This is a genomic window from Streptococcus porcorum, assembly GCF_053203725.1.
In genome coordinates, this window is the sequence record NZ_JBRUDG010000005.1 from 18279 (window position 1) to 35510 (window position 17232).

Sequence of the window (17232 nt, forward strand, 5' to 3'; positions counted from 1 at the left end):
CAAGGAGGTTTTTATTTATTTTCTATACATTTTAAACTGTAAAAAGAGATCGTTATAAATGCCTAACCATTTCTGTCCTAAGTTATCATAAACTTCCAAACGTTCAATCACATCTTGGCTAGGATAAAATGCTGGGTCATCTTTTACCTCTTTTGGCAACAGATCTTTAGCTAGCTTATTAGGGGTAGCATAGCCGATATATTCTGCATTTTGCGCCGCATTTTCTGGCTCTAGCATAAAGTTTATGAAAGCATAAGCTTCTTTTTGATGCTTAACTGTTTTTGGAATCACGATATTATCAAACCAGAGGTTAGACCCTTCACTTGGCACGACGTAATGAAGGTGTTCATTGGCATCTAACATCTCACTGGCTTCGCCTGAGAAGGTAACTCCGATAGCGGCATCTTCATTGATGAGATAGCCCTTCATCTCATCACCAACGATTGCCTTGATATTAGGGGTCAAGCTATTCAGTTTTTGCTCAATAGCTTTTAGTTCAGACATTTTCTTAGTGTTTAAACTATAACCTAGGGTATTGGCGCCAAATCCTAAAACTTCCCTTGCACCATCGACTAGCATGATATTATCTCTATACTCTTCGCGCCAAAGGTCTTCCCAATGTTTCGGCGCTGTTTGAACCATCTGATCATTATAAACAATACCAACAGTTCCCCAAAAGTAAGGAATGGAGTAGTCGTTATTCGGATCAAAACTTTTATTTAAAAAAGAAGGATCAATATTCTCTAGTCCCTTGATTTGACCTTTATCAAGCTTAACTAGGAGATTTTCCTTAATCATCTTATCAATAGTATAATCACTAGGGATAGCGATATCATAAGTCGTCCCACCTTGCTTCACTTTGGTGTACATAGCTTCGTTTGAATCAAAAGTCTCATACTCCACCTTTATCCCTGTTTCCTTAGTAAATTTTGTCAGAAGTTCTGGATCGATATAATCTCCCCAGTTATAAATCACTAATTTATTACTATCTGACTGATTACCTGATTTCAAGTTCATATAGGAAGAAGTGAGCGATAATAAAACAATAATGGCAACAATCCCTGCTAAAAAAGAATATAATCTACGCATCTATCTTCTCCTCTTTTTCTCTTGAAATAAAATAGTATCCAATCACAAGCAAAATACTAAAGAAGAAAACTAAGGTAGAGATAGCATTGATTTCTAAAGAGATACCTTGTCTAGCTCGTGAGTAAATTTCAACCGATAAGGTTGAAAACCCATTTCCTGTTACAAAAAAGGTGACAGCAAAATCATCCAATGAATAAGTAAAAGCCATAAAATACCCTGCAATAATCCCTGGGGTCAAGTAAGGCAACATCACTTCTTTTAACATCTGATAAGGAGTTGCTCCAAGATCATAAGCAGCATGAACCATATCTTGATTCATCTCTTTTAAACGAGGCAAGACCATCAAAACAACAATTGGAATCGAAAAGGCAATATGACTGAACAAGACCGATGTCATTCCAAGTTTAAATCCAATTTGAGTAAATAAAATCAGAAATGCCGCACCAATCATAACATCTGGTGCAACTAGTAAAATATTGTTAAGTGACAACAAGCGATTCTGTGTTTTTAACTTGGTTTGATGCAGATAAATTGCCCCAAAAGTTCCAATAACCGTCGCCAACAAGGAGCTGAGAAAAGCTAATAGAAAGGTTTCCACTAAAATCAACATCAAACGACTATCACCAAACATCGTTTGATAATGCTCAAGAGTCGGCTTGGTGAAACCATTCATATCTCCTCCAGCATTAAAGGAGTAAAAGATAAGGTAGGCAATAGGAGCGTACAATATGATAAACACCAATGCCAGATAAATTTTTTCAAACTTCTTCATTGACGTCTCTCCTTTGTTACCCACATAATCATCAGCATTGCTAGAATCAAAATAACACCGATGGTTGATCCCATACCCCAATTTTGCGTAGTCAAAAAGTGTTGCTCAATAGCCGTTCCAAGCGTAATGACTCGGTTACCGCCAATCAAACGTGTCAACATAAATAGACTAAGACTTGGGATAAAAACGGATTGCACCCCCGAACGAACACCATTCAAAGATAAAGGAAAAATAACCTTAGAAAACGTTTGCCATTCTGTTGCCCCTAAATCTCGACTAGCATTAATAACATTTTTGTCAATATCATCCAGTGCGTTAAAAATCGGCAAAATCATAAATGGTATTTCAATATAGCTGGCCACAAAAATAAAAGAAAAATCTGTGAATAAAATTTGTTGAGGACCTAAGCCCATAAAACCTAAAAAATGGTTAATCGCACCATGTTGACCAAAAATCCCCATAAAAGCATAGGCTTTTAGCAAAAGATTGACCCACGTTGGCAAAATAACCAACATTAGCCATAATTGTTTGTGCTTAAGTCGCGTCAACACCAAGGCTGTAGGATAGGAAATTAATAAGGTAACCAGAGTAATGATACCTGCATATAAAATTGAGTTAAAACTCATTTTTAAATAGGTTCCATTAGCAAAGAATGTCTGGTAGTTCCCTAGAGTAAAATGACCTTCAATATCAAAAAATGAGTTATAAACAATCATTAATACAGGAGAGAGGACAAAAAGGAAAACCCATAAAAAGTAAGGAAGAGAAAAAAAGTTAGCTGTTTTCTTCATTTCTCTCCTCCTCAATGGCATTGATCAAGCCATCTTCATGCTCTTCCATTTCAACATACTCTTCGATTCGAGCATCAAACTCTTCTTCTGTCTCATTTAGACGCATGATGTGAATATCTTCTGGAGTAAAATCAAGACCAATGACCTCACCTTCGATCGCCTTACGTGTAGAGTGAATCATCCATTCATTTCCCAGCTCATCATAAGCAATAATTTCATAATGCACGCCACGGAAAAGTTGGGTATCCACTTTAACTTGGAGTTTTCCTTCCTCTGGCAAGGTAATTTGCAAATCTTCTGGGCGGATGACAACTTCAACAGGTTCATTCGGACGCATCCCTCCATCGACTGCTTCAAACCGCTTACCATTAAACTCAACCAGATAGTCCTCTATCATTGTTGCCGGTAAGATATTTGACTCACCGATAAAGGTAGCCACAAAATGATTGATAGGCTCATCATAAATATCAACTGGAGTTCCTGACTGAACAATTTCCCCTTCATTCATTACAAAAATCCAATCACTCATTGCAAGAGCTTCCTCTTGATCGTGGGTAACAAAGACAAAGGTGATCCCCAAGCGTTGTTGCAACTCACGCAACTCGTATTGCATATCGGTGCGCAACTTTAGATCAAGCGCAGATAAGGGTTCGTCTAAAAGAACAACACGTGGTTGATTGATAATAGCTCGCGCAATGGCAACACGTTGACGTTGACCACCAGATAATTTCTGAATGGCACGTTTTTCATAACCATCTAGACGAACCATTTTTAGAGCTTCTTTAACACGATTTTCAATTTCTTTTTTGGCAACCTTTTTTAACTTTAAAGGAAAGGCTACATTTTCAAAAACCGTCATATGAGGGAAAAGTGCATAACTTTGGAAAACCGTATGCACATCTCTTTTATTGATAGGAATATCATTGATACGCTTACCATCTAGATAAACATCCCCGCTACTAGCATCTAATAAACCCGCAATAATGTTCAAGATAGTTGATTTTCCTGACCCCGATGCTCCAAGGAGGGTATAAAACTTCCCTTCTTCTAGCTCAAAATTGATGTCTTTTAAGACTACTGTACCGTTATCTTCAAATACCTTTGATACGTTTTTAAACGCAATGATTGGATTAGTCAATTCTCATAAAACCTCCATGACTTTTCTATTATGTTAATTTTTCACCGATAATGCGAACTTCTGGCTCTAAGGTCACACCTGAATGCTCCTTGACCTTTTTAATAACATCTGCAATTAAATTTTCATAGTCTGTTGCAGAACCATTGTCAACGTTCACCATAAAACCAGCATGTTTGGTACTCACTTCTACACCACCTACACGGTAACCTTTTAAGCCAGCTTCCATAATCAGCTGACCAGCAAAGTAGCCAGGCGGACGCTTAAAGACAGAACCACAACTTGGATACTCCAACGGTTGTTTTAGCTCCCTCAAATGATTTAAACGAGTCATCTCTTGTGAAATCGGAAGATAATGACCTGGTTTGAGACCAAATTTTGCAGAAATCACCACTTCACCTGTATCCTGTATAGCTGAACGGCGATAACCAAAACGCATCTCACGATTACTGATTGTTTTGATTTCTCCATCCTTAGTTAATACCTTAGCAGATAAGAGGATATGTGCGATTTCACCACCATAAGCGCCGGCATTCATGAAAACAGCACCACCAACACTACCTGGTATACCGCAAGCAAACTCAAAGCCTGTTAAACTATGGAATTTAGCAATTCGTGTGGTTTCTATCAAATTAGCACCTGCATCTGCTTCAATCACATAACCATTGACAGTTGTTGTGTTTAATTTATCAAACATAATAACAAAACCACGAATACCACCATCTCTCACAATAATATTGCTGGCATTTCCCAAAACCATCCAGGGAATTCCATGACGATTGGCAAACTTAACAATCCGTGATAATTCATAACCATTTTGAGGAAAGGCTAAAAAGTCTGCTGGACCACCAACTCGTGTGTAGGTATAATCTTTCAAAGGCTCATTGACACGAATATCAATGCCCACCAATTCTACATTCATTTTTTCTAACATATCAGATCTTTCTTTACACATACTTATCTATACTTTAAAAATTATTTCAAGACACAATAAAAGAGTTGAGCTTTTTCTCAACTCTTGCATTATATCAAATTTTTAGCTATTTGACGATAATCGTCAACAATATTTATTCAATCACCAACTGTACCAAATCTGAAATATCAACCTTTGCTAGCAAGTCTTTGATAGATTGATTTAAAACAGGATGGACAAAATCAGGTGCAATATCAGATAAGGGTTGTAAAACAAAAGCTCGTTCTTGAATATAAGGGTGAGGAATAACTAAGTTCTCTTCATTGATGACCTCTTGTCCAAAAAATAAGATGTCAATATCAATTGTTCTAGGTCCCCACTTCTCTTTTCGTTCACGTCCCAAATCTTGTTCAATCTGTTGACAATAGGTTAATAAATCTTGAGCTGATAGTGCCGTCTCAAGCTCACAGCAAAGGTTGATAAAGTCTGGTTGATCTTCTTTTCCCCATGCTGGTGTTTCATAAAACTCTGATAAACCGATTACCTTGCTCTCTGGGAGTGAGAGAAGACGTTCTAAGGTTTCAGATATAATACTAATACGTGCCCCTAGATTACTTCCTAGACTGAGATAGACTTTAGTCACGTCGTTTTCTCTCCAATTCTACTCCAACTGAGCTATAGTGCCCATTAATAGGAGGGTTTTCTTTTTTTACAGCTAATTTAATTTTTTTTACTGGTGGAAAGCTATCGAATATATCTTGACAGATAGCGCCTGCCAAGCGCTCAATCAATTGATACTTCTCTTCTTCGACCTGTTTTTTTATGGTCTCAAAAACCATGCCATAATGAACAGTATCTTCTAAATGATCAGATAAAGAAGCCGCTGTCAAATCAACAGACAAGGTACAGTCCACTACAAAAATTTGTCCTAAGACTTGTTCTTCAGAAAATGCACCGTGGTACCCATAAAAACGGCAATCCTTCAATCTAATTTTATCCATTATTTACCTCAATTGTCCTAAAATAGACACAATATTTTTATTTTCAGCGACATTATGTACTCGAACCATTTGACAACCTTTACTAATGGCATAAGCAGATAAAACAGCTGTGGCTTGATCTCTTTCCAAAGGCCTTGTCCCACCTCCAAGTAAAAAGTCCACAACACTTTTTCTCGATATACCAAATAAAACAGGATAACCTAGTGCGACAATTTTATCTAAACCTTTTAGAAGCTGGATATTTTGCTCTGCATTTTTTGGCAAACCAAAACCTGGATCAATCCAAATATGCTCTTTTCTAACTCCTGTCTCTAAGGCGATTGTTGCTCTTTTTTCCAAGAAAGATGCCACATCACTCACAACATTATCATAACGCTCTTCTTTTTGATGATGCATCAATATAATAGGAACATCAAATTCTGCTGCAAGAGATAACATCTCACCATCATACAATCCCGCCCAAACATCGTTAATAATATCAGCACCTGCTTCAAGAGCAGCTCTGGCCGTTGCTGTCTTATAAGTGTCTATACTAATCAAGCAATCAAAATTAGCTTTAATTGCTTTGATAATAGGAACAACACGCTTAATTTCTACTTCTTCTGAAACAAATTCTGCACCTGGACGAGTAGATTCGCCTCCTACATCAATCACCGTTGCACCATTCTCAAGCATCACTTTAACTTGTTCAAGTGCATCCTCAAGCAGATTATAGCAACCTCCATCAGAAAATGAATCTGGTGTAACATTTAATATTCCCATAATCGTTGCTTGGTTAAGAACCTCATACTTATCGTTTGGCATAGAAAACTCCTAGTGATGAATCATCGATAAAATTTCGCGACGTAAAACAGCATCCTCTTTGAAAACACCTTTTGCAACAGTCGTCACCGTTTTACTACCAGGTTTCTTAATTCCTCGCATGGTCATACACATATGCTCTGCTTCAACCATCACAAAAACACCATGAGGGGCCAAAGCACTTTCTAAAGAAGTAGCCACTTGATCAGTTAAACGCTCTTGAAGCTGTGGACGCTTACTTGCAACCTCTACTGCGCGTGCTAATTTACTAAGCCCCGTTACTTTACCACCACTTGGGATATAGGCTACATGGGCATTACCATAAAAAGGGACCAAATGGTGTTCACACATCGAATAAAAAGAAATATCTTTTACCAAAACTACTTCATCATGTGCTTCTGAAAAAACAGCTGTAAATTGATCTTTTGGATCTTCATTTAAACCTGAAAACATTTCTTGATACATTTTAGCGACACGCTTTGGGGTATCAAGTAAACCTTCACGTTTTGGGTTTTCACCCAAGGCTTCTAATAGTTGAAAAACAGCTTCTTCAACCTTTTTTTGATTTGACATATCCTCACCTCAACTTTTAATATCTTCCATTATATCTTATTTTTTAAGACTTTTCAAAAAGGTTTTTCTCACTTGGGCGATAAAATACAAGGAACCTGTGATCACATAGAGTTTTTCTTTTGAAGAGAGGTCAATTTCATCTAACCATGCCATAAGACTTTCTATTTTCCGATACTGACTAGGGTAGGACTCTAGAGGAAGGCTATTGGGGTAAGGGAAAGTTGTAACAGTTAGACTGTCAAAAGTAGCTAATTGCTCAAGCATATCTTCGACAGGCTTGGTATCAATAGCCGCAAACAAAATATGAACTTCCTTATTTTTGGCATACCTTTCTAGCACATCCACTAAAACAGAAACACTCTCACGATTATGGGCGCCGTCAATCATTAAATTCGGTGTAATAAATTCTGTACGACCAGCCCAAACACTGTGCTCTAAGGCTGTCTGAATTTGTCGATTGTTCAGCTTCGGGTAAGCCTCCTTTAAAAGAAGTGCCGTCATTAAAGCAAGGCTAGCATTTTCCATTTGGTGCTTGCCGATCATAGAGAGTTCAATATTTGAAAATTGTTCTGTTTGATAGTTAAAGGAAAAGGAGTTTGCTGATAAGGAAACTTGAAAAGCCTCTCCAAGTTGATAGAGGGTACTTCCTGTTTGCGCAGCTTTTTCTCGAAAAACGGAAGTAACATCAGGTCGTTTGCTAGAAAAAATCAAAGGGACACCTGATTTTAAGACACCGACTTTTTCTTTTGCAATGGCTTCATAGCTATCTCCTAAAATATTTTGATGATCCAATCCAATAGAGGGACAAACAACAGCTAAAGGAGTCAAAACATTAGTTGAATCATGCAGTCCACCTAAGCCAGCCTCTATAAAAGCAATATCAACAGGAAGCAAAAGTCCAAAATAGGTTAACATTAATAGGGTAATCACTTCAAACTCAGTAGCTGCTTCTAGCTCCGTTTCAAGTGGCAAGCGTTCTACGACAGGCATAACCATCTTCACCAGAGTACAAAAATCCCGCTTAGAAATCATGTGCCCATTCAACGAAATCCGCTCTCTAAAATCAATCAGATAAGGCGAAGTAAAGGTCCCAACTTCGTAACCTGCCTCAGAAAAAATATGCTGCAGATAACTCACCGTTGACCCTTTTCCATTTGTCCCAACGATATGCACTGCTTTTATTTTCTCTTGTGGGTTTCCTAATTCACTTAATAACCATTGCATCCGCTCTAAACCTGGTTTGATGCCAAATTTTAGCTTTCCTTGAACCCAGGCCAAAGCCTCTTCGTAAGTCATGATATCACCTCCAGGATTATGATTTTTTATTATAGCATAAAGAATGAACGAGAGTGAAATTCAATAGCGTTTTTTACATAATTTTAATTATGCATCATGCGATCTGTATCTCATAAAGTCCCCTAACAGCATTACAAAGATAAATCCGCTCTGCTTTTGCCAAATCATCAAGAGTAAGGATTTTTTCTTTGACCCTTCCTTCTGCTACTAGCATCTGTCGATAGATCCCATCTAAAATACCAAACTCTAGACTAGGGGTGTACAAGTTTTCTTCTAATTCTAAGACGAGATTACCAATGGAAGCTTCAAGTAAAACACCATCTTCAGTGATAAATATCTGTTCACACAAAGAAGTAGGAATATGTGGTCGGTAAGTCGTTTTAAAATGTGTAAAGGCTGAGTCAGCAGCTTTTTTATCCCGCACCACAAGGTTTGCTCTTAGATAATCTTTGGATAAAGGAGTGAGAACCTCTACTTCTAAAGTAAAATCACCTTTTTTATTTAACTGGATGCGCAGACGATACTCTTTTGAATGCTCTAAAGGGGCTAAAGTTTGTTGTAACTTCTCTTTTAAAATTTCTTTTTGAAAAGGATAAGCAAAATAACGTGCTGATGCTTCCAGTCTATTAAAATGTTCCTGTTCAAAAAGAAGCTGTCCCTGCTTGATTTTTCCAGTGGTCAGGAGGTTAAATCGTGGTTGCTGACGATAAAGAACTGAGCTTTTTTGCTTCGTTTCTTCATACTCGCTTTTCCAATTACTATCCCATGTAATACCTCCCCCAACACCGTAATACGCTTCCTGCCTTGTTAATTGAATAGTTCGAATAGCAACATTCCAAATACTATCACCGTTAGGAAGAGCGATCCCCATTGTCCCACAATAAACACCTCTTGGATTTGGCTCTAATTGGTTGATAATGGACATGGTTGAAATTTTTGGAGCACCAGTAATCGATCCACAGGGATAAAGTGACTGAAATAACTCATATAAATGACTATCTTTTTTTAATTCCCCCTCAATAGTTGAGGTCATCTGCCAGACAGTAGAGTACTGTTCGATTTGACAGAGTTTTGTCACTTGGACAGATCCTGTTTGACAAATTTTCCCCATATCATTGCGAAGCAAATCAACAATCATCATATTTTCCGCTCGATTTTTGGGATCTGCAGCTAACCAATCACAATTCGCCTGATCTTCTTTCAAGTTTTTCCCTCGCTTTAATGTTCCCTTCATAGGACGAGTGACCAGATTGTGACCAGATTTTTTGAAAAAGAGTTCAGGACTCATTGAGATAATAGCTGTTTCATCATGTAAAACATAAGCGTTAAAGCCTGCCTCCTGCTCCACGACCATACGATTATAGATATCAAAACTATCTTCAAGTAATTCTTGCTTTAACTGGATAGTATAGTTAACTTGATAGGTGTCACCTTGTCGAATATGATGATGGATTCGATCAATGGCTTGATGATAGCTAACAGAATCTGTGAGCTCCCTCCAACTATTTGGCATAGCGACAGGGGAATAAGAAATAGGAATCTCCGACATCTCTACATGATCATGTACCGTGAAATAAGCATAGTATTCTCCTGCTAGATTAGTGGGATGGGTTTTAAGATGTTTATCAAAAAAAGCTGCCGCCTCATAAGAAAGGTAGCCAACGACATATAGCCCCTTTTCCTGATACTCTTCCACTTTCTCTAAGACGCTACCAACTTGTTGAATGTCTTTTGCAATCAACTCACAAATAGGATTTCTAAAAGAATAACGTTTTTTTAACTCTTTAAAATCAATAACTGTTTTTTTATGCATAATTCAATAATTTACCCAAGTGTGGCAGAAAAACGCTGCCCTAATACAAAAATAGCAATAGCAAGCCAAATAAAAATAAAACCAATCCATTCTCCAAGGGATACTTTTTCATGAAAAATAAAGACCGCAATCATCAATTGCAGAGTGGGATTGATATATTGAATAAAACCAATAATATTTAATGGGGCACGCTTTACCGCCTCAGCAAACAAAAGTAAGGGAATTGCTGTGACAAGACCTGACAAAGCTAAAAGAACTTGTTGTTTAAGGCTAAAGGACCAAAAACTATTTGGAGCAAAAAATATTAGATAAGTAAGTGCTGCAGGGCAAATCAAACCAGCTTCTATCAGCATACCAATATCACTAGGGAGAGCAACTTGCTTTTTTATCAAGCCATAAAAGGCAAAAGTTAGTGCTAAAACAAGAGTCACCATAGGGATGCTGCCAGTATTAACCATCAAAACAATAACACCTAGCATAGCGACAAGAATCGCAAGAATAGTCACTCTAGATAAAGATTCTCTTAAGACAAGGTAAGCCAACAAAATAGAAATCAAAGGATTAACATAATACCCTAAGCTAGCTGCTGTTGCTTGCCCAGATCCAATCGCATAAATATAGACCAGCCAATTTGTTGCAATCAACAAGGCTGCAAGGGCCATTAAGAAAAATTCTTTTTTATGTGAAAATAATTGAGTAAGCTCATGCTTATAATATCGCGTTCGCCTTGACAAGACCATATAAATACTTATGGTTAAAACTGTAAAGACAATACGATAAGAAAAAATACTGTAGGCAGGTACATCTGACAATAATTTCCAAAAAAGGGATAGAAATCCCCATAACACATAGGTTCCCAATCCCAAAAGTATGCCTATATTAGTTTTTTTCAAGGCGAACTCCCTGTTTATCTACTTGCAAGATAACTGTTTCACCGTCTAGTTCAAGTGCTTTTATAGCTTGATAAATCTGCTTCTCTTTATCTTGAGGGGCTAAGACCATAATAGTTGGTCCTGCACCAGAAAGATAAGTTGCATAAGCTCCATTCTCATGACCGAGTTGTTTAATGGCTTTAAACTCTTTCACTAATGATTGGCGATAAGGTTCATGGAAATGGTCACCCTCAATCGCACGACCTGCTAAACTTAAATTTCCTGATAGCAATCCAGCAATAGCAACATTGGCAATAGAGGAAGCTGCCACAGCCTCTTTATAACTTAAGGAACTTGGTAAGACACCGCGGCTATCACTAGTTTTTAACTCATATGCTGGAATAAAAGCAATCAAACTGCTTTCTGGAAAATCCGCTACTACGGCATCTACTTTATCATCAACATAAGTTGAAATCACTAAATTACCAAAAATAGCGGGAGCAACATTATCTGGATGGCCCTCAATCTCTGTAGCCAAAAGCAATTTCTCTTGATCTGTTAGGTGAAGATTACCTAACTGATTCGCTAACTCGATTCCTGCTACGATAACCGAACTTGATGAGCCTAAGCCACGCGCTAGAGGGATATCACTTTCCATCTGAATACGATAAGGTGGTAAGTCATTTTGAACACGAAGTGCCGTTTGGATCAACAAATTACGCTTATCAGATGGAATATCACCTAAATCATGTTGGATTTCCCATTCCAAGGCAGGTTCAAGTAAAGTAATCGATAAATATTTGGAAACGGCTAAGCCAACTGAATCAAAGCCCGGTCCTATATTAGCACTCGTTGCTGGTACTGTAATTTTCATTTTACTTCCCCAAAACTTTAAATGAATTTAAAAGCTTAAAGTCTGTATCAGACTCTAATTTTTCTGTAATAGCAGCTAATTGTGTCTTGCTTAAGCGATGCGTGACAATGACAACTTGTGCTTCTTTACCATTTGATTTTTGTTGTAAAATCTGCTTAAATGACGCATTCTCTTGGTTAAAAATTTCTGCTAAACGTAAAATTTGACCTTGTTGATCTGGTGTAATAATAGAGAAATAATAGTCGCTCTTAACATCTTCTGGATTAGCAAGAACAGCTGGGCGAGAATATTCATTGAAAGATTTACCAATATTGCCATCACTTAAACGGCGTGCAATACGCACAATATCAGCTACAACAGATGTTGCCGTTGGTTTTTGTCCTGCTCCTGGACCATAATACATTGACTCACCAATACCGATAGATTCTACGAAGACAGCATTCATAACACCATTGACACTTGCTAAAGGATGGTCTTTAGGTAAGAAAGTTGGAGATACCTCAGCTGAAATTCCTGATTCGGTTTCTTGAATATCGCCTACCAATTTAATCACATAACCTAATTGTTGAGCTACTGCCACATCATCTGGTGTAATAGTTGAAATTCCTTTGTGGCTAACAGCATCAAAATCAATAGCCATTCCAAACCCAAATTGGCTAAGAATAACTGCTTTGTAGGCTGCATCAATACCTTCGACATCATTTGTCGGATCACTTTCTGCATATCCTAACTCTTGTGCTGTTTTTAAAGCATCCTCATAAGTCCAGCCCTCATCTACCATTTTAGTCATCATGAAGTTTGAAGTACCATTAAGGACGCCTAAAATACGTGTCACTTTATCTGATGTCAAAGAATTAGCTAATGTGCGAAGAATTGGGATCCCCCCAGCTACAGCTGCCTCATAGTAAAATGCGACACCTTGTTTCTGAGCAAGAGCGATTAATTCCGATCCGTGTACCGCAATCAAATCTTTATTTGCTGAAACAACATGTTTTTTAGCTTCTAATGCTTTGGTGATAAAGGTCTTAGCAGGCTCAATACGTCCCATCAATTCCACAACAATGGTAATTTCTGGATCAGATAAAATCTCATCGACATTTGTGACAAAGTTATAGTGATTACCTGCTGACAACAGACGATCTTTTTCCGCTTCATCCTTTACCAACACCTTAGCGATCTCTAGTGTTTCTTTAGAAGCTGCAACAATCTTATCTTTGTTTTCTTCCAACAAGAATGGAATTCCACTTGCAACTGTTCCAAAGCCCAGCAAACCGATCTTAATAGCCATATTTATACTCCTTGTGAAATAACATTTTTTCTATTTTATCAAAAATTACTCTACTTTGCTATATCTAAAACCCAGATCGAGTTGATTTTCACTAGATTTTTCAAAAAATTCTAAAAATAACATTCGTTTATCATATTAAAATATGCTAAAATAAAATAAAGAGATTAATAAAGAGAGAGAATATGCTAAAATCTAAATTTTTCTGGATAAATACCCTACTGTTAATCGCAAGTATTATTGTTATCGCACTGACACTAACGACTTACTTAAATCAGTATAAACCAACCTCTACTAGTCAAGCCGCAACTTCTTTGTCTTCAAAAGTGCCCCAAACTTCTACAACTGCATCAAGTCTGACATGGGAAAAACAAGAACAAGTTGTTCAAATTCCGATTTTAATGTATCACGCCATCCATGTCATGGATCCTTCTGAGACAGCTTCTGCTAACCTCATTGTTGCACCAGATGTGTTTGAAAGTCATATCAAAGCTTTGGTGGATCAAGGCTACTACTTTTTAACGCCAGAGGAAGCTTACAAAGCACTCACCGAAAATAGCTTACCTAGTCAAAAAGTTGTTTGGATTACCTTTGATGATGGCAATGCTGATTTTTACACACAAGCCTATCCCATTTTAAAAAAATACGGTGTAAAGGCCACTAATCATATCATTACAGGTTTTATTCAAGAAGGACGTACCAGTAACCTTACCATCGAACAAATGAAAGAAATGAAAGAAAACGGTATTAGTTTCCAAAGCCATACTGTTAACCACCCTGATTTATCTACTAGTGATCATCAGACTCAAAATACTGAACTTCAAGATTCTAAAACATTCTTAGATCAAGCGTTGAACCAAGATACTATTGCTATTGCTTATCCTGCTGGACGATATAACCAAGAAACACTTCAACTAAGTCAAAATTATTATCAATTAGCCACCACGACAAATGAAGGTTTGGCCAGTATTGAAGATGGTTTACTTAGCCTTGATCGCATCAGAATCTTACCTTCTACTACCGCAGACAACTTATTAACAACCATCACTTCCAAATAATAATGGTGCTAGGCTCACGCCAGCACCATTATTATTTTTTACGCCATCGCTTGCCAATAAAGATAAGGTTGTTCAAAAAAATCAGTCCAAAAAAGGCAGCAAATAAAAAATTCCCCGAATATAAATTCTTTATCACACCTATTCCGTATAAAAAAAGAAAAAAGACTGTGGACCATAAAACCCACTTATCACTACTTCCATTATTACCTTGTTGCATCAGATCTCCTTTCACTTGTAAACTATTATATCACGCTCATTTGACGCTGTATAGGAAAGGATTACCTTTTCCAAGCTCTTTGGAATTGTCTAACAAATCCAGTGTGGTAATAAATAAAATAAGCTACGCCAGCTCCTAAAACAATTGCTAAAATATCAAAAGGAAGTTTTAACAAAGCATATTCTGGACTAGCATAGATAAAGGCACGTCCAATACCATAACCTACTAAATCAATAATAGATCCTATAAAAAGCGCTATAATAGTCCTTATCGGATTAATCGGTTTTGTTTTTTGACTAATGATAAGCGAAATAACAAGAACTTGTAAACTGTGAGTGACAAGTGTCACAAACATAGGAGCAGGATAAAAAAAGAAATCTCCTAAAAAAGAACCGATTCCCGCTATAATAACCGCTTGAACGGGTGGAAAAATGAGCCCTACTAAAAATATAACAATTCCATTAAAATAAAAATGCCCCCCAGGAACTGGAATTGAGAAAATACTCGCACTAAGAATAATAACGAGAGCCATAAAAAGAGATGAAATACTAAGCTGTTTTGTTGACATGATTTGTCCCCCTTAAATAAAATTCTTGAATTCAAGTTGGTAACTATTGTAAGAAAATTCAGTCTATTGTACAATAGACTAAAACATCATCTGTACGGGGACAAAATATGACAAGTATCTATCAAAACATTGTTAACCAACTCTCACACGCTATCTTATCAGGTCAATTCAAAAAAGGGGATAAACTGCCCTCTATTCGCCAACTCAGTAAAGATTATCACTGCAGTAAAGATACTGTCCAGCGTGCACTATTGGAGTTAAAATACCAAAATCTCATCTACCCTGTCAAAAAAAGCGGCTATTACGTCCTTGAAGATAACGAACCAGCACCAGACGTTTCACTTAAGCTCCAAGATTATAACAACAAAACTTATGATGATTTTAGACTATGCCTCGAAGAAACGTTAAAAGGGAGAAAAAATTACCTCTTTAACTATTACCATAGTCAAGCTGGACTCGAGGATTTACTCATATCCTTGGAAAACTATTTTAGTAATCAGACTATCTATACTAAAAAGGATCAAATTGTGATTACGGCTGGTAGCCAACAAGCTCTTTATATTTTGACACAGCTCGATTTTCCTAACCAGAAAAAAAATATTTTGTTAGAGCAACCGACATATTACCGAATGAATGATATGGTGAAAGCACAAAAGCTTCCTTTCACAACAATTTCTCGCGGATTTGGGGGATTGAATCTTAAAGAGCTTGAAACGATCTTTAAAAATGATGATATTAAATTTTTTTATACCATCTCACGCTTTTCAAATCCACTTGGCCTTTCTTACTCATTAGAAGAAAAACAAGCTATACTAGACTTAGCTTATCGATATGACGTCTATATAGTAGAAGACGATTATATGGGAGATTTCGCAAGGACAAACGATCTTCCTCTGCATTACTATGATACAAGGGATCGTGTCATCTACCTTAAATCCTTCTCTATGTCTGTATTTCCAGCTTTACGATTAGGGGCTGTTGTCTTACCTAAGATAATTTTGAAATCGTTTTTAGATTATAAAAGTTTGATTGATTACGACACTAATCTGATCATGCAAAAAGCTCTATCACTTTACTTGGATAATGGTATGTTTGATCAAAATCTTAAACGCCTACGCCAGTATTTTCAAAATGAAAAAAGAAAAGCTGAAACTTTATTAGATAAGATTCAAATTCCATTTCCTTACCATCTTTCTATAAAAACTATGGCTATAGAAGTGAGTAAAGAAAAAAATTGGGACCTAAAGACAAACGCTGCTTTTCAGTCTTTAACCAAGTCCTATCTAATTCCAACCGATCATCACTATTTGCAAATTCCCATAGATTCTAAACTAGAGCGCTGTCTAGATGAGCTAAAATAAACAAAGAAGCTGAGTTCAGTTCCCTCAGCTTCTTTGTTTATTTTAACTGTTCAAAATGTAAGTGAACTGCAATATGGTCCCCATAGCCATTACGTTCTAAGTCGCGCTGTAAACGATATGAAATATAATGTTCTGCAATATTGATAAATCCAGCATCTAACAAACGATACTCGACCATTGATTGAATCATGCTGATGGTAGGACGTTCTACTTTTGCTTCTTCTAAATCAATCACAACTTTTTTGGTCACTTGAGCCAAATCTTGACGCAACTTATCATCTAATACATAAACTGTCTGCGCTGCTTTTAAAATCGCTTGATAGATTTTATCTGGGTCAAAATTTGTCACCTGTCCATCACGTTTGATAATTTGCATAGAAACCTCCTTTGTGATTTTTCTAGCTTTCCTACCTCTATTATCATATATTGTAAGCGGTTTTGTCAAGTTGAAAAGCCTATAATCTCAAGTTTTCTTATCTTTTTTGCAAATTTCTTGTAAATGAGGCACTATTTTCATCGCCCAAAGTGTTGATATCACTCCTTATCAACAAGTAATCTCTCTCCCCTTAACTCAATCTAACTGTCAACGTATTTTTCCTGAAAAGCAACTGCTTCTTCTATCTCCTCTTTAGAAAAATGGCATCTCTCAGGGCTACCACCCACTTCATTTCTACATCCTCTATGCAATGGATAATGGCAATTACCTGACCTGGGTATTGAGAAACAGGTACTCTAACACTCATAAGATAAGCGTCTTGCTCTTGATTATCATCTCCTATGATCCCATTAATATAACCGTAGTGAATAGGATGG

Annotated in this window: 19 protein-coding genes; 2 read left to right on the forward strand and 17 right to left on the reverse strand. The window is 37.0% G+C overall.

The annotated features are described in order from the left end of the window. Positions 1–15: 15 nt before the first annotated feature. From ACVRWY_RS02135 to ACVRWY_RS02200, 14 genes are all read right to left on the reverse strand, one after another. Positions 16–1089, reverse strand: coding sequence for an ABC transporter substrate-binding protein (locus tag ACVRWY_RS02135; protein ID WP_354367831.1), 1074 nt, complete (start codon positions 1087–1089; stop codon positions 16–18). Next, on the reverse strand, positions 1082–1861 hold the full coding sequence (locus tag ACVRWY_RS02140; RefSeq protein WP_354367833.1) for an ABC transporter permease: 780 nt from the start codon (positions 1859–1861) through the stop codon (positions 1082–1084). The genes ACVRWY_RS02135 and ACVRWY_RS02140 overlap by 8 nt, the downstream gene beginning before the upstream one ends. Then, entirely contained in the window at positions 1858–2652 is a 795-nt protein-coding gene (locus tag ACVRWY_RS02145; RefSeq protein ID WP_354367835.1) for an ABC transporter permease, read from the reverse strand. Before ACVRWY_RS02145 ends, ACVRWY_RS02140 begins: the two co-directional genes overlap by 4 nt. Beyond that, positions 2636–3790 carry an ABC transporter ATP-binding protein gene (locus ACVRWY_RS02150; protein WP_354367837.1) on the reverse strand — a complete coding sequence of 385 codons (1155 nt, stop codon included), beginning with the start codon at positions 3788–3790 and terminating at the stop codon, positions 2636–2638. Before ACVRWY_RS02150 ends, ACVRWY_RS02145 begins: the two co-directional genes overlap by 17 nt. Before the next feature lie 28 nt (positions 3791–3818). Continuing rightward, positions 3819–4721: a UDP-N-acetylmuramate dehydrogenase gene (gene murB, locus ACVRWY_RS02155; RefSeq protein ID WP_354367839.1), complete on the reverse strand. Its 903-nt coding sequence runs from the start codon at positions 4719–4721 to the stop codon at positions 3819–3821. A 133-nt stretch (positions 4722–4854) separates the two neighbouring features. Then, positions 4855–5343, reverse strand: coding sequence for a 2-amino-4-hydroxy-6-hydroxymethyldihydropteridine diphosphokinase (folK, locus tag ACVRWY_RS02160; protein WP_354367841.1), 489 nt, complete (start codon positions 5341–5343; stop codon positions 4855–4857). Next, the gene (folB, locus tag ACVRWY_RS02165) at positions 5336–5701 is read right to left on the reverse strand and encodes a dihydroneopterin aldolase (protein WP_354367843.1); all 366 of its coding nucleotides are present in this window, start codon (positions 5699–5701) and stop codon (positions 5336–5338) included. The genes folK and folB overlap by 8 nt, the downstream gene beginning before the upstream one ends. Before the next feature lie 3 nt (positions 5702–5704). Further along, positions 5705–6505 carry a dihydropteroate synthase gene (folP, locus tag ACVRWY_RS02170; protein WP_354367845.1) on the reverse strand — a complete coding sequence of 267 codons (801 nt, stop codon included), beginning with the start codon at positions 6503–6505 and terminating at the stop codon, positions 5705–5707. 9 nt (positions 6506–6514) lie between these two features. After that, positions 6515–7075 carry a GTP cyclohydrolase I FolE gene (gene folE / locus ACVRWY_RS02175; protein ID WP_354367847.1) on the reverse strand — a complete coding sequence of 187 codons (561 nt, stop codon included), beginning with the start codon at positions 7073–7075 and terminating at the stop codon, positions 6515–6517. 36 nt (positions 7076–7111) lie between these two features. Beyond that, positions 7112–8371 carry a bifunctional folylpolyglutamate synthase/dihydrofolate synthase gene (locus tag ACVRWY_RS02180; RefSeq protein WP_354367849.1) on the reverse strand — a complete coding sequence of 420 codons (1260 nt, stop codon included), beginning with the start codon at positions 8369–8371 and terminating at the stop codon, positions 7112–7114. A 94-nt stretch (positions 8372–8465) separates the two neighbouring features. After that, positions 8466–10184 carry an aminodeoxychorismate synthase component I gene (pabB, locus tag ACVRWY_RS02185; protein WP_354367851.1) on the reverse strand — a complete coding sequence of 573 codons (1719 nt, stop codon included), beginning with the start codon at positions 10182–10184 and terminating at the stop codon, positions 8466–8468. Between the two features lie 11 nt (positions 10185–10195). Next, on the reverse strand, positions 10196–11077 hold the full coding sequence (gene rarD, locus ACVRWY_RS02190) for an EamA family transporter RarD (RefSeq protein WP_354367853.1): 882 nt from the start codon (positions 11075–11077) through the stop codon (positions 10196–10198). Continuing rightward, positions 11064–11930, reverse strand: a complete 867-nt coding sequence (gene thrB, locus ACVRWY_RS02195) for a homoserine kinase (RefSeq protein ID WP_354367855.1) — start codon at positions 11928–11930, stop codon at positions 11064–11066. Before thrB ends, rarD begins: the two co-directional genes overlap by 14 nt. Before the next feature lies 1 nt (position 11931). Continuing rightward, the gene (locus ACVRWY_RS02200) at positions 11932–13218 is read right to left on the reverse strand and encodes a homoserine dehydrogenase (protein ID WP_354367857.1); all 1287 of its coding nucleotides are present in this window, start codon (positions 13216–13218) and stop codon (positions 11932–11934) included. A gap of 182 nt (positions 13219–13400) precedes the next feature. Between ACVRWY_RS02200 and ACVRWY_RS02205 the strand changes: the two genes are divergently transcribed. Next, positions 13401–14273, forward strand: a complete 873-nt coding sequence (locus ACVRWY_RS02205; RefSeq protein WP_354367859.1) for a polysaccharide deacetylase family protein — start codon at positions 13401–13403, stop codon at positions 14271–14273. Positions 14274–14304: 31 nt separating this feature from the next. On the opposite strand, the gene ACVRWY_RS02210 is transcribed toward ACVRWY_RS02205, so the two are convergent. After that, positions 14305–14490: a hypothetical protein gene (locus ACVRWY_RS02210; protein ID WP_354367861.1), complete on the reverse strand. Its 186-nt coding sequence runs from the start codon at positions 14488–14490 to the stop codon at positions 14305–14307. A gap of 61 nt (positions 14491–14551) precedes the next feature. Further along, positions 14552–15058 carry an ECF transporter S component gene (locus ACVRWY_RS02215; protein ID WP_354367863.1) on the reverse strand — a complete coding sequence of 169 codons (507 nt, stop codon included), beginning with the start codon at positions 15056–15058 and terminating at the stop codon, positions 14552–14554. Between the two features lie 107 nt (positions 15059–15165). Here ACVRWY_RS02215 and ACVRWY_RS02220 point away from each other — a divergent pair, with 107 nt between their 5' ends. Beyond that, on the forward strand, positions 15166–16419 hold the full coding sequence (locus tag ACVRWY_RS02220) for an aminotransferase-like domain-containing protein (RefSeq protein ID WP_354367865.1): 1254 nt from the start codon (positions 15166–15168) through the stop codon (positions 16417–16419). 37 nt (positions 16420–16456) lie between these two features. On the opposite strand, the gene ACVRWY_RS02225 is transcribed toward ACVRWY_RS02220, so the two are convergent. Next, positions 16457–16795 carry an ATP cone domain-containing protein gene (locus ACVRWY_RS02225; protein WP_354367867.1) on the reverse strand — a complete coding sequence of 113 codons (339 nt, stop codon included), beginning with the start codon at positions 16793–16795 and terminating at the stop codon, positions 16457–16459. Positions 16796–17232: the final 437 nt, after the last annotated feature.

Coding starts and splice junctions, on each gene's coding strand:
- ACVRWY_RS02180 (WP_354367849.1), bottom strand. CDS start 8,371: ATGACTTACGAAGAGGCTTTGGCCTGGGTTCAAGGAAAGCTAAAATTT.
- ACVRWY_RS02225 (WP_354367867.1), bottom strand. CDS start 16,795: ATGCAAATTATCAAACGTGATGGACAGGTGACAAATTTTGACCCAGAT.
- thrB (WP_354367855.1), bottom strand. CDS start 11,930: ATGAAAATTACAGTACCAGCAACGAGTGCTAATATAGGACCGGGCTTT.
- folP (WP_354367845.1), bottom strand. CDS start 6,505: ATGCCAAACGATAAGTATGAGGTTCTTAACCAAGCAACGATTATGGGA.
- ACVRWY_RS02200 (WP_354367857.1), bottom strand. CDS start 13,218: ATGGCTATTAAGATCGGTTTGCTGGGCTTTGGAACAGTTGCAAGTGGA.
- ACVRWY_RS02135 (WP_354367831.1), bottom strand. CDS start 1,089: ATGCGTAGATTATATTCTTTTTTAGCAGGGATTGTTGCCATTATTGTT.
- ACVRWY_RS02215 (WP_354367863.1), bottom strand. CDS start 15,058: ATGTCAACAAAACAGCTTAGTATTTCATCTCTTTTTATGGCTCTCGTT.
- murB (WP_354367839.1), bottom strand. CDS start 4,721: ATGTTAGAAAAAATGAATGTAGAATTGGTGGGCATTGATATTCGTGTC.
- pabB (WP_354367851.1), bottom strand. CDS start 10,184: ATGCATAAAAAAACAGTTATTGATTTTAAAGAGTTAAAAAAACGTTAT.
- folE (WP_354367847.1), bottom strand. CDS start 7,075: ATGTCAAATCAAAAAAAGGTTGAAGAAGCTGTTTTTCAACTATTAGAA.
- ACVRWY_RS02205 (WP_354367859.1), top strand. CDS start 13,401: ATGCTAAAATCTAAATTTTTCTGGATAAATACCCTACTGTTAATCGCA.
- ACVRWY_RS02210 (WP_354367861.1), bottom strand. CDS start 14,490: ATGCAACAAGGTAATAATGGAAGTAGTGATAAGTGGGTTTTATGGTCC.
- folB (WP_354367843.1), bottom strand. CDS start 5,701: ATGGATAAAATTAGATTGAAGGATTGCCGTTTTTATGGGTACCACGGT.
- ACVRWY_RS02145 (WP_354367835.1), bottom strand. CDS start 2,652: ATGAAGAAAACAGCTAACTTTTTTTCTCTTCCTTACTTTTTATGGGTT.
- ACVRWY_RS02140 (WP_354367833.1), bottom strand. CDS start 1,861: ATGAAGAAGTTTGAAAAAATTTATCTGGCATTGGTGTTTATCATATTG.
- ACVRWY_RS02220 (WP_354367865.1), top strand. CDS start 15,166: ATGACAAGTATCTATCAAAACATTGTTAACCAACTCTCACACGCTATC.